General features: G+C 32.8%; 13 protein-coding genes and 1 riboswitch. Of the genes, 5 read left to right on the forward strand and 8 right to left on the reverse strand.

Annotated features, from left to right (window positions below; all coding sequences use genetic code 11):
• Positions 1-77: 77 nt before the first annotated feature.
• Positions 78-740: a hypothetical protein gene (locus JG553_RS12635; RefSeq protein ID WP_000394698.1), complete on the reverse strand. Its 663-nt coding sequence runs from the start codon at positions 738-740 to the stop codon at positions 78-80.
• A 142-nt stretch (positions 741-882) separates the two neighbouring features.
• A complete protein-coding gene (locus JG553_RS12640) occupies positions 883-1,290 on the reverse strand; it encodes a general stress protein (protein ID WP_000763768.1) in 408 nt (135 codons plus the stop codon).
• A 179-nt stretch (positions 1,291-1,469) separates the two neighbouring features.
• A riboswitch (purine riboswitch) is annotated at positions 1,470-1,572 on the forward strand.
• A 230-nt stretch (positions 1,573-1,802) separates the two neighbouring features.
• On the opposite strand from JG553_RS12640, the gene xpt reads away from it, so the two are divergent.
• The 4 genes from xpt to guaA are packed head-to-tail and all read left to right on the forward strand — an operon-like array spanning position 1,803 to position 6,719.
• Entirely contained in the window at positions 1,803-2,381 is a 579-nt protein-coding gene (gene xpt / locus JG553_RS12645; RefSeq protein ID WP_000421410.1) for a xanthine phosphoribosyltransferase, read from the forward strand.
• On the forward strand, positions 2,381-3,649 hold the full coding sequence (pbuX, locus tag JG553_RS12650; RefSeq protein WP_000793009.1) for a xanthine permease PbuX: 1,269 nt from the start codon (positions 2,381-2,383) through the stop codon (positions 3,647-3,649). Before xpt ends, pbuX begins: the two co-directional genes overlap by 1 nt.
• Before the next feature lie 37 nt (positions 3,650-3,686).
• Positions 3,687-5,153: an IMP dehydrogenase gene (gene guaB / locus JG553_RS12655; RefSeq protein WP_000264071.1), complete on the forward strand. Its 1,467-nt coding sequence runs from the start codon at positions 3,687-3,689 to the stop codon at positions 5,151-5,153.
• A 24-nt stretch (positions 5,154-5,177) separates the two neighbouring features.
• Positions 5,178-6,719, forward strand: a complete 1,542-nt coding sequence (gene guaA / locus JG553_RS12660; RefSeq protein ID WP_000424966.1) for a glutamine-hydrolyzing GMP synthase — start codon at positions 5,178-5,180, stop codon at positions 6,717-6,719.
• A gap of 112 nt (positions 6,720-6,831) precedes the next feature.
• Here guaA and JG553_RS12665 read toward each other — a convergent pair whose 3' ends face one another.
• The 6 genes from JG553_RS12665 to JG553_RS12690 form a co-directional block, all read right to left on the reverse strand.
• Positions 6,832-7,368, reverse strand: a complete 537-nt coding sequence (locus tag JG553_RS12665; RefSeq protein WP_000551776.1) for a hypothetical protein — start codon at positions 7,366-7,368, stop codon at positions 6,832-6,834.
• A gap of 392 nt (positions 7,369-7,760) precedes the next feature.
• Positions 7,761-8,465: a type II toxin-antitoxin system PemK/MazF family toxin gene (locus JG553_RS12670; RefSeq protein ID WP_000041883.1), complete on the reverse strand. Its 705-nt coding sequence runs from the start codon at positions 8,463-8,465 to the stop codon at positions 7,761-7,763.
• A 398-nt stretch (positions 8,466-8,863) separates the two neighbouring features.
• Positions 8,864-9,136, reverse strand: a complete 273-nt coding sequence (locus JG553_RS12675) for a transposase (RefSeq protein ID WP_000159787.1) — start codon at positions 9,134-9,136, stop codon at positions 8,864-8,866.
• Positions 9,137-9,396: 260 nt separating this feature from the next.
• The gene (locus tag JG553_RS12680) at positions 9,397-9,549 is read right to left on the reverse strand and encodes a hypothetical protein (RefSeq protein WP_000248839.1); all 153 of its coding nucleotides are present in this window, start codon (positions 9,547-9,549) and stop codon (positions 9,397-9,399) included.
• Positions 9,550-10,072: 523 nt separating this feature from the next.
• Positions 10,073-10,432 (reverse strand): DUF1304 domain-containing protein, encoded by a 360-nt coding sequence (locus JG553_RS12685; RefSeq protein ID WP_001021622.1) that lies wholly within the window; start codon positions 10,430-10,432, stop codon positions 10,073-10,075.
• A gap of 18 nt (positions 10,433-10,450) precedes the next feature.
• Positions 10,451-11,296 (reverse strand): SDR family oxidoreductase, encoded by an 846-nt coding sequence (locus JG553_RS12690; RefSeq protein ID WP_001024377.1) that lies wholly within the window; start codon positions 11,294-11,296, stop codon positions 10,451-10,453.
• Positions 11,297-11,767: 471 nt separating this feature from the next.
• Between JG553_RS12690 and JG553_RS12695 the strand changes: the two genes are divergently transcribed.
• The gene (locus tag JG553_RS12695) at positions 11,768-12,448 is read left to right on the forward strand and encodes a superantigen-like protein SSL1 (protein WP_000669007.1); all 681 of its coding nucleotides are present in this window, start codon (positions 11,768-11,770) and stop codon (positions 12,446-12,448) included.
• Positions 12,449-12,664: the final 216 nt, after the last annotated feature.

Genomic DNA, 12,664 nt, shown 5'->3' on the forward strand with positions numbered 1-12,664 from the left:
GTTTGTCTACGGGCAGTGAAACGTCAGTCTTGCTTCATACATAGTTTAAACGTTATTGTTAGTGATTTCAAGTTTGTTTAAAATGGTTTACGTAAATCCATTTCTTCTAATAAAGCATAAATAATTTCACGTGCGATACCATTGGCAAATACATACTTCAAAATATAATTTGATTTAACACTTGTACCGTAGATATCCTTTGTCAGTTTAATATTTTTCTTTAAAAATAAGTCCACTTTTTTAGTGTGACCATCATTAGTTGGATGAATGTAATCAATTTCAGTTTGTCTTTCAAATTGATGTTCGTATAAAAACTGTCTACGGTGTTCAATAATGAGGCCGTTATCTTGTGTTAAATCTGCAGGTTCTTTAGGGACTTCCATCATTAAAAAGTTAATACTTCTAGAATGAACAAGGTTTGATAATAAGTTTAGTTCATGTTCAATTTGATGTAATGTTTGCGTCATTAACTCATCATGGTTGGGTAGGTCTTTTGCGAATAAATAAATTAAAAATGCTGAATTGGTTGTGGCTTCATAATGTGCAGTTGCTAGACTGACAACAACATCGTTTTCTAAGCCTACGATAAAGACATAATCGTTTTCGGTTTTGTTGTTTTCTAATGAGCGTTTGATGATACGTTTATCTTCAGTTAAAGATAAATTTAACTTAGTATCGTAAAGTTTAAGTGCTTCGTTGTAATGTGGATCTTTGACAGATTGAATGGTTTTAAATTCCATAAGAACACCTCCCCAATTTAAATAATATTATAGCATAATCGCCTGCTGTAAAAGACTGTTCATAAACTTTTAAATGGTATAAAAAACTGTACTATCTTAAATTAGACAGTACAGTAATCTCATTTTGAATTCAGTGTGATAACTAAGCTTTGGGACCTTTAGATGCTTCAGCAAAATGTGTAATATCAATCTCTTCATAAGCTGAATTATTTTCATGCACTTCTTGATGTGATGATTTGTCACGAACCGCTACAACTAACATTTTATCGTCTAAAATAAGTTGTTTATATTTTTCTAATTCATCAGGCGCTAAGTTGTAGCGTGATAAAACTGCATGTTCACCATCTTCTCCTGTTAACAGTTTAGTCATTCTATCACTAAATGTTCCACTTGTTGAGATAAGGGAGATTTCAGAGTCGTGTAAGTCATTTAGGTGTAATTTACTTTTACTAATAATTGTTAGCTCTGATTCTAAATAACCTTCAGATTTCTTTTGATTGATTACGTTGTATAATTCGCCAGTGTCATTTACTACAGTAATATCTGCCATAGTTGTCGCCCCTTTAAAAATTTGTTTATTTAATCTTTTACCCTTCTTATTATAAAGTAAAACCCTTACATTATTAAGTTATAAGTCTTCATTCGCATTAAACGTCTCTGTACATTTATAAAACTATTAAAAGATTACCTAAGCAGTTATTGAAAAAATGCCGAAAATTTGCTATTATCGTTAAATAATTTACATAAACTCATATAATCTAAAGAATATGGCTTTAGAAGTTTCTACCATGTTGCCTTGAACGACATGACTATGAGTAACAACACAATACTAGGAGTAGCTTCAGCCATTAAATTGTAACCATGGTGGGTGATTTATATCATTTTATATGATGGTCACAGTTTATTTGATGAAACTTCTTTTACATTGATTGCATGACAAATTCGTTATGCATGTTCGTTCACTCATAAACCCTGAAACTATTATTTAGTTTGGGGATTTTTTTGTATCTAGCACCAATTTAAGAGCAAAATGTTTCACACAAATCTGAGGAGGTTTTAAGAGTGGAGTTACTAGGACAAAAAGTAAAGGAAGACGGCGTTGTCATTGATGAGAAGATTTTAAAAGTCGATGGATTTTTAAATCATCAAATTGATGCAAAGTTAATGAATGAAGTTGGTCGCACTTTTTACGAGCAATTTAAAGATAAAGGGATTACTAAAATCTTAACCATTGAAGCTTCCGGTATCGCACCTGCAATCATGGCTGCACTGCATTTTGATGTGCCATGTTTATTTGCGAAAAAAGCAAAACCTAGCACTTTGACGGATGGTTATTATGAAACATCTATTCATTCATTTACTAAAAATAAAACAAGTACGGTCATTGTTTCAAAAGAGTTTTTATCAGAAGAAGATACTGTACTTATCATCGATGACTTTTTAGCAAATGGTGATGCTTCATTAGGATTATACGATATCGCACAGCAAGCGAATGCTAAGACAGCTGGTATTGGTATTGTTGTTGAAAAGAGTTTCCAAAATGGGCATCAACGTTTAGAAGAAGCAGGTTTAACAGTTTCTTCTCTCTGCAAGGTTGCTTCACTAGAAGGAAACAAAGTGACATTGGTGGGAGAAGAATAATGAAAAATTTAATCCTAAGTGTTCAACATCTTTTAGCTATGTACGCAGGTGCTATCTTAGTTCCAATCATTGTTGGTACAAGTTTGAAGTTTACACCTGAACAAATCGCTTACTTAGTTACAGTAGATATATTTATGTGTGGGGTTGCCACATTTTTACAAGCCAATAAAGTAACAGGAACAGGATTACCAATCGTTCTTGGATGTACATTCACGGCTGTTGCGCCCATGATTTTAATTGGTCAAACGAAAGGAATAGATGTACTTTATGGTTCGCTATTTTTATCAGGGATATTAGTTATTATCATCGCGCCTTTCTTTTCACATCTTGTAAAATTCTTCCCACCAGTAGTAACGGGTAGTGTTGTTACTATCATTGGTATCAATTTAATGCCAGTAGCAATGAATTACTTAGCTGGAGGTCAAGGTGCAAAGGACTATGGAGATGTTAAGAACATTTTGTTAGGTTTAATGACATTAATCATTATTCTTCTTTTACAAAGATTCACAACTGGATTTATTAAGAGTATTGCCATATTAATTGGACTCGTTTTAGGAACGATAGGTGCTGGCTTACTTGGGATGGTCGATATTAATCAAGTCAATCATGCCGGTTGGTTAGGCATCCCAGTGCCGTTTAGATTCTCTGGATTTAGCTTTGATGTGACATCGACGTTAGTGTTCTTTATTGTAGCTATCGTTAGTTTAATTGAGTCGACAGGTGTCTATCATGCGTTAAGTGAAATTACCGGTAAGAAGTTAGAAAGAAAAGATTTTCGTAAAGGTTATACTGCGGAAGGTCTAGCGATAGTGTTAGGTTCTATATTCAATTCATTTCCGTATACAGCCTATTCGCAAAATGTAGGACTTGTTTCTTTATCCGGCGCTAAGAAAAACAATGTTATATACGGCATGGTCGTGTTATTACTTATATGTGGTTGTATACCTAAGCTTGGCGCATTAGCAAATATCATACCGCTACCTGTGTTAGGCGGTGCGATGATAGCTATGTTTGGCATGGTAATGGCATATGGTGTTAGTATATTAGGACATATCGATTTTAAAAATCAAAACAATTTATTAATTATCGCTGTATCAGTAGGATTAGGTACTGGTATAAGCGCTGTACCACAAGCATTTAAAGGTTTAGGTGAACAATTTGCATGGTTGACTCAAAACGGAATTGTTTTAGGCGCAATCTCTGCAATTATTCTTAATTTCTTTTTTAATGGAATAAAGTATAAACAAACGGAAGAAAATGTGAAATAATATAACTAATTAATTTGAAAAATGGAGGCTGTTTTTAATGTGGGAAAGTAAATTTGCAAAAGAATCATTAACGTTTGATGATGTGTTATTAATTCCAGCACAATCTGATATTTTACCGAAAGACGTTGATTTAAGCGTACAATTATCAGACAAAGTTAAATTAAATATTCCAGTTATTTCTGCTGGTATGGATACTGTAACTGAATCTAAAATGGCGATTGCTATGGCTCGTCAAGGTGGTTTAGGTGTTATTCATAAAAATATGGGCGTTGAAGAACAAGCGGACGAAGTTCAAAAAGTAAAACGCTCAGAAAATGGTGTCATTTCAAACCCATTTTTCTTAACGCCAGAAGAAAGCGTTTATGAAGCAGAAGCATTAATGGGTAAATACCGTATTTCAGGTGTACCAATTGTTGATAATAAAGAAGATCGCAACTTAGTAGGTATTTTAACAAACCGTGACTTACGTTTTATTGAAGACTTCTCGATTAAAATTGTAGATGTAATGACGCAAGAAAATTTAATTACAGCTCCAGTGAATACAACACTTGAAGAAGCAGAAAAAATTCTCCAAAAACATAAGATTGAAAAGTTACCATTAGTTAAAGACGGACGTCTAGAAGGTCTTATTACTATTAAAGATATTGAAAAAGTTATCGAATTCCCTAATGCAGCAAAAGATGAACATGGTCGTCTACTTGTAGCCGCAGCAATTGGTATTTCAAAAGATACTGATATTCGTGCTCAAAAATTAGTCGAAGCAGGTGTGGATGTCTTAGTTATCGATACAGCACATGGTCACTCTAAAGGTGTTATCGATCAAGTGAAACATATTAAGAAGACTTACCCAGAAATCACATTAGTAGCAGGTAACGTAGCAACTGCAGAAGCAACAAAAGATTTATTTGAAGCGGGTGCAGATATTGTTAAAGTTGGTATTGGCCCAGGTTCAATTTGTACGACGCGTGTTGTAGCAGGTGTTGGTGTACCACAAATTACAGCAATTTATGATTGTGCAACTGAAGCACGCAAACATGGTAAAGCTATCATTGCTGATGGTGGTATTAAATTCTCAGGAGATATCATTAAAGCATTAGCTGCTGGTGGACATGCGGTTATGTTAGGTAGCTTATTAGCAGGTACTGAAGAAAGCCCAGGCGCAACAGAAATTTTCCAAGGTAGACAATATAAAGTATACCGTGGTATGGGCTCTTTAGGTGCGATGGAAAAAGGTTCAAACGACCGTTACTTCCAAGAGGACAAAGCGCCTAAGAAATTTGTTCCTGAAGGTATCGAAGGACGTACGGCTTATAAAGGTGCGTTACAAGATACAATTTACCAATTAATGGGCGGTGTGCGTGCTGGTATGGGTTATACTGGTTCACACGATTTAAGAGAATTACGCGAAGAAGCACAATTTACACGTATGGGTCCTGCTGGTTTAGCAGAAAGCCATCCACATAATATTCAAATTACGAAAGAATCACCGAACTACTCATTCTAATTAAGATAAAGGAGAACGACAAATATGGAAATGGCAAAAGAACAAGAGTTAATCCTTGTCTTAGACTTTGGTAGCCAATACAACCAATTAATTACACGCCGAATTCGTGAAATGGGCGTTTATAGTGAATTACACGATCATGAAATTTCAATTGAAGAAATTAAGAAAATGAATCCAAAAGGTATTATCTTATCAGGTGGTCCAAATTCAGTTTATGAAGAAGGTTCATTTACAATTGATCCGGAAATATATAATTTAGGAATTCCAGTACTTGGTATTTGTTACGGCATGCAATTAACTACTAAATTATTAGGTGGTAAAGTTGAACGTGCCAATGAACGTGAATACGGTAAAGCAATCATTAATGCGAAGTCAGATGAGTTATTCGCTGGCTTACCAGCAGAACAAACTGTTTGGATGAGTCATTCTGATAAAGTTATTGAAATTCCAGAAGGCTTTGAAGTTATCGCTGATAGCCCAAGCACAGACTATGCAGCAATCGAAGATAAGAAACGTCGCATTTATGGTGTTCAATTCCATCCAGAAGTACGTCATACAGAATATGGTAATGATTTATTAAATAATTTTGTCCGTCGTGTTTGTGATTGTAGAGGTCAATGGACAATGGAAAACTTTATCGAAATCGAAATTGAAAAGATTCGTCAACGCGTAGGAGACCGTCGTGTATTATGTGCGATGAGTGGCGGCGTAGATTCATCTGTTGTAGCTGTACTATTGCATAAAGCAATAGGTGATCAACTAACATGTATCTTTGTAGACCATGGCTTACTTCGTAAAGGTGAAGGCGACATGGTTATGGAGCAATTCGGTGAAGGTTTCAACATGAATATTATTCGTGTTAATGCGAAAGATCGCTTTATGAATAAATTAAAAGGTGTTTCAGATCCTGAACAAAAACGTAAAATCATTGGTAATGAATTTGTATACGTATTTGATGATGAAGCATCAAAACTGAAAGGTGTAGACTTCCTTGCGCAAGGAACACTATATACAGACGTCATCGAATCAGGTACTAAAACAGCACAAACAATCAAATCACACCACAATGTTGGTGGATTACCAGAAGACATGGAATTCGAATTAATCGAACCAATCAATACATTGTTTAAAGATGAAGTACGTAAATTAGGTATTGAGTTAGGTATTCCAGAACATTTAGTATGGAGACAACCATTCCCAGGACCTGGTCTTGGTATTCGTGTACTTGGAGAAATTACTGAAGATAAACTAGAAATCGTTAGAGAATCAGACGCGATTTTACGCCAAGTGATTAGAGAAGAAGGTCTTGAAAGAGAAATTTGGCAATACTTCACAGTGTTACCAAACATTCAATCAGTAGGTGTTATGGGAGACTACCGTACGTATGATCACACAGTAGGTATTCGTGCAGTAACATCTATCGACGGTATGACAAGTGACTTCGCACGCATCGATTGGGAAGTCTTACAAAAGATTTCTAGTCGTATCGTAAACGAAGTAGATCACGTCAACCGCGTAGTCTATGACATTACATCAAAACCACCAAGCACAATTGAGTGGGAATAATTATATATAATAAAACCACCTGTTTGCACGGGTGGTTTTTAATTTGAGTAGTTGGAAAATTACAATAAGGACGGAAAAGGGGTAAGGTGTTCTAAGTTTGCGTTTTAATTCATCAATAAGGCAATTTTCCGTGTTTATTTTTATATAAAATTTCATATTGTTTAGGATCTTCTTGTTTTAAATCATAAATTATAGTTTCGTCTACTATTTTTTCTAATTCAAGTGTATTAAAGCTCCAGTCATTTGTTGTTATTATAAATATTTTTTGGACTGGGTTGTTATTTATATGATTAATTAGCCTAGGAGTATCTGTTTCTATTATTAGAGCAGATTCTACAGGATAGTAAATAGCAAAGTCTCCGTGATAAATTGTGTTTCTTTCATAGAGGTTAACCTCTAAGGTTAAATTACTCAATTTGAAGATTGTGTTTTGAGTTATATTTTTAGGAATAATTCGATTATCTACTATTTGTTTTAGGTTGCCTATTGAACGAGTGTGTATCGTCCCTTTTGTGTAATCGGAATTATTTAAAGCTCTTAAAACAGTTGTTAATTTATACTCGTTAACATAACCCTTTACTAAAGCCATCCGTTTATCGCTACCTATAAAATCTTTCAGTTTTTTGTTGAATTCATTATTGTTGTGCATAATATTTTATCCTTTCCATTAGTTGATTGTTTTCATTTGTTCAAATCTCTATCCATTTACTCGGTTACAGGGCTGTGTATTTGCAGAGTAATATTATGATTGAAATAACCAACGCGTTCCGTATTCGTTTTGAGTGACGCAGCTAGCTGCGATAATAGTGACATGTGGCTTATAACACATTGTGTAATTTATTGTGTGTTTTGTGATGTCTAATATTGATTGCAGATTGTTGTATATTTCACTTAAAGGGCATTTATATAAAAAAAGAGGCCAGATGACGTATCATCTGACCTTCAGCTAAAACGCTGAGAATATGTCATTCTTCAAGAGAATGAAGCCGGAATGGTTACCGGGAATTTGTAAATCAATTATATCAGATGTAATATTACAATTCAATTAGAAAAGAACTTTATCTTTAATTGCTTTTCGATTTCATTCATGTCATCTTCTGAAATTATTATCGTTCCAGTAGGATCAGAATCATTTATTTTGCTTATACGTCTTTTGCTTATTGTTGTAATTGCTGATATATTAACGTATGTATCTTTCCCTTTGTGCTTGGAATAAACACCTATCACTCTATACAGTTCATTAGCTTTTTGATTTAAGTTAGACAAAAGCTTTTTATCTTCTGTGCTAAGTTTAATGTCAATTTCTCTATATTTTTGGGCTAATGCTTGTACTTTACTACTGATATCGATAATCTGTTTTTTTAAATCTGTTGCTGTTAGATTTAGCACCGATTCGTTTAACTTCAAATAATTTTTATTACCTTTGGAAGAAAGTGGAACTATTGTAACTGTTTCTTTTCCTTTATTGTCTTTGTTATCTAATATTACACAAAAATGATTACCAGAAAACTCACTTCCAATATTACTCCCTAGTTTTACATATACCACTGTTCCTCTACTATATGATTTATAATATCTTTTTTTATTGCTTGTAACATCGCTATGTATAGCAATTGAATAAAACTCTAGCCAATGAGGCATGTATATAACTTTCATGTTTTTACTGTCGGATTTTGAATAAGCTTGTTTTAGTTTTTTGTTTGACGTATTTAATTTACTATTTGCTTGATTGATATTTTTAGACATTAAATAGTGTTCTCCTAATCAATTTATTCTTCTTTATATCAGCATTATTAGCACTGAAATTAACATGAATGGTACGAAAATAGATGTTACTATAAAACCAACAATTTTTATTAGGTGGAACTCATCAATTTTGTATTTAGCAAATTTCGCAATGACCTGCTATTTATTCGCTTTTTATAGTTCATGTATGTGTAAAAAAGTCTATATTGAACATCTAATTATAAGCGAATTCCTAATGCTAAAAGCAATCTAACTTACTTAAATATTATTATGAGTTTTTATTGAAATTAAATAAATTTAAACTATTTCTTAGTCTCTCCATATCGTTGGAAGTTGGTTCTTTATATAATCAGATAAATTAGAATCTTCAAGTAATGTATCTTTAAAAAGTTCAGTTTCTAAATCAACTTTAAAATTTGCTTTAAAACATCATGTTCCATTTTTAAATGTTGAACTTCTTTGCGTAATTTTATTAACTCTTTTTCATCACTTTTTAAATTATCTTGATGATTGAAGGGTCCAGTATTTTGGTGTTGTTTTATCGAATTTGAGATAATTGAGGGTTTTAAATCATACTTTCGTATAATTTCATTCTTAAGCTTACCATTTTTATATAATCTAACCATTTGTAACTTAAACTCTGAACTAAATGTTCTTCTTTCTTTTGTCATAATAAAATTGACTACTTTCTTAATTTAACAATATCTATTCTCATAGAATTTGTTCAATTAAGTGTAGACGATTCACTGACACATCATAAGTACGTAAGGAATTTTGATCGTTCATTGTTATTGCTTTATGTTTTAGGGAATGTGCTATTGAAGGGTTTAAAGATGTTTGAAATGTCTTGGTTTCTTGACTTATATAGTTATGAAAGAGGGCGTTGTCCTTTATAGCATTTCTGAGATTAGAAATGCTATAAATAAAGTGATTAAGATTTTTTGTTTTCATGTAATTTAAGAAATGGATTTGTTTTTTGTGGGTTATTTTTAATTCTGTTCTTAAATGGTTTGAATTTTGCGATTGCAAATATGATAGCTGCTTCTTTTGACAAAGTAATAGAACCTTTTTCTTCTGGTACCATGATAATCACTCCTTGTGCAATTGGATTTAAATATTATAAAATAATTTTACTATACAAAATATATTGTGTAAATAGTTTCTTATTGTTACCAAATAATATGTTTGGAAGCGTTATGTAATGCCAATCAACACCGAAGTTCTCATGTCCTCTTTCCTTTTACGACTACATATATTGTTAATAATATTGAAATAATAAACTGATAGTGATAATATTTATTTAACTGATCCATGAGAGTAGGAACCCCATCATACGGGAATTTCGAAATCATGGGTTTTTTGTTTTAAAGGATTGATGCAATAGATAAAGTAGCCATTCTAATATATGGAGTATTTATCAGCTGAAAATTAAATCAGATATGGGTTTTCTTCATTAAATAATTTTTTTATAAGGAAACAGAGGCAACGCTACTGTCACCTCTGCTTGAAATAATTAGGATGAAATACTCTGAGTCTAAAGTCCACACACAATTCGCTCAAATCCTCCAAACCTCCGACTACATCTCCACCCCCCCAAACACCAATACTTACCAAAGCATTGATATGAGTGCCAATACTGGCAATGTGCCTTGTTTGAAAAAGATACTAATATTGCTTGAAAGGCCACCATAAATAGCAACGCCAATGATATACACTAAAATAGCTGCGCATATTTCTTTTGGATTACTGCTGATAAACAAACCGTATATTAGCAAAACTCCGATTAAACCGTTATATACGCCTTGGTTCTTCAAAAGTAGGTTAATATTTTTGTCTTTCAATTTATCGACGCTTATATTAAATGTCTCGCTAGTCTTTTTGGAAGTTGTAGCAATCGTTTCAAGGTACATAATATAGAAAAACTCTAATGCCACAAATATGATTAAAATTGTTGAGATGATATTCACTATAACGCTCCTTTATTATTAAATATTTTCTTGTAAAAATGATTGCAGTGTCTGTGGTTGATCATTGACTAATTGTTGGAAATCATTGGATTCTTGGTCTAATAGTCCTCTTGCTCCTGCGTCGTACATTGATGCCAATAATGCACCAAAGCCTTTAGGTTCATCATACATTTCTGCAAATGTCTCTAATGAAACGGGCTCATATTTAATTTCTGTGCCTGATGCCTCAGATAAAATTGCAGCAAGTTCTTTCATATCATAACTGTAGCCTGATAATAAGTAGCGTTTGCCCCAAGTATCTGGATTTTTAATAATAGCAATGACACCTCTAGCAATATCATTTCTAGTAATATAATTAATACGACCATCGCCAGCTGGATAAATCAGTTTATGCATATTCATCAATTCTGGTAAATATGGTTTAAGTGGATCCATGTACATTGCCATTCTTACATACGTATAGTCAATGCCACTTGTTGCCAATAGACGTGCTGCATAACCAAAATAAGGACTCATATGGAATGGATTATTATGCTGATCTGCGTAATAACCTATGAAAATGATATGAGCAACGCCGCTCTGCTTTGCCGCATATACTAAATTTTCCACTTCAGGAATACGTTTGAATGATGGATGGATAATACTTGGAATAAACACAACGGTATCCATTCCTTTAAATGCTTCTACCATGCTTTCTTGATTAAAATAATCTAATTGTCGAACAGGAACTTTTCCGCGCCAATCTTCTGGAACTTTCTCAACATTTCTAACACCAATGTGAAAATGATCTATGTGATTTGCAATGGCTTGATTTGTAATATGTGTGCCTAAATGACCTGTAGCACCTGTTAACATAATATTCATTCACTTCATCTCCTAATCTTTATATACATAACATAATACTTATTTGATGGTTTTCAAAACATTTGATTTTATAAAAAATTCTAATCTGTATTTATTGTCGACGTGTATAGTAAATACGTAAATATTATTAATGTTGAAAATGCCGTAATGACGCGTTTTAGTTGATGTGTATCACTAATATCATTGAAAATTTTAATCAGGTACTACGACAATATGATGTCTGTTTTGTGTCTGAAAGTTTTACAGTTTTTAAAATAAAAATGGTATAAAGTGTGATTTGTATAAAAAAGAGTCTCGACGGATAAGAATTGATTAATAACAGTTAGCATTTTATTAATTACCTTAACAATGATTCAAGTTTAGTTAAATGAGGTTTAATTTGAAAGGGGATAGCGCCTCAATATAATGTAGGTAGATTGTTCATATTACGTAATTGAAAAATCAAATTTAAATAGATTGGGGCTAAAAATTATGAAATTTAAAGCGATAGCAAAAGCAAGTTTAGCATTGGGAATGTTAGCAACAGGTGTAATTACATCGAATGTACAATCAGTACAAGCGAAAGCAGAAGTTAAACAACAAAGTGAATCAGAGTTAAAACACTATTATAATAAACCAATTTTAGAGCGTAAAAATGTGACTGGATTTAAATATACTGATGAGGGTAAACACTATTTAGAAGTCACAGTAGGGCAACAGCATTCTCGAATCACTTTACTTGGATCTGATAAAGATAAATTTAAAGACGGAGAAAACTCAAATATAGATGTGTTTATCCTTAGAGAAGGTGACAGTAGACAAGCAACAAATTACTCAATTGGTGGCGTTACAAAATCAAATAGTGTGCAGTATATTGATTATATCAATACGTCAATTTTAGAAATCAAGAAAGATAATGAAGATGTACTTAAAGATTTTTACTACATTTCAAAAGAAGACATCTCATTAAAAGAACTTGATTATAGATTAAGAGAACGTGCGATTAAACAACACGGCTTGTATTCAAATGGTCTTAAACAAGGTCAAATTACAATTACAATGAATGATGGCACAACACATACAATCGATTTAAGTCAAAAACTTGAAAAAGAACGTATGGGTGAGTCAATCGACGGCACTAAGATTAATAAAATTCTAGTAGAAATGAAATAATACTTTCTAACAACAAAGCGCTATGTTGAATAGTGCTTGTTATGGAAATATATGGAAGTTAAGCGACGTACTGTTGCTTAGCTTCTTTTTTTGAGGGGAAAAGTTACAAAACTCACACAAACAGTCGCACCACGCATTATCTTTTGCTTAAATAGCTTAATCATATTTTATGAATAGTTAAAAACAGGTTAATGTGAATATCCGAATACAGCTCCT

Origin of the sequence: Staphylococcus sp. T93, from assembly GCF_016743875.1 — a bacterium.
In the GTDB taxonomy this organism is placed as follows: Bacteria; Bacillota; Bacilli; order Staphylococcales; family Staphylococcaceae; genus Staphylococcus; species Staphylococcus aureus.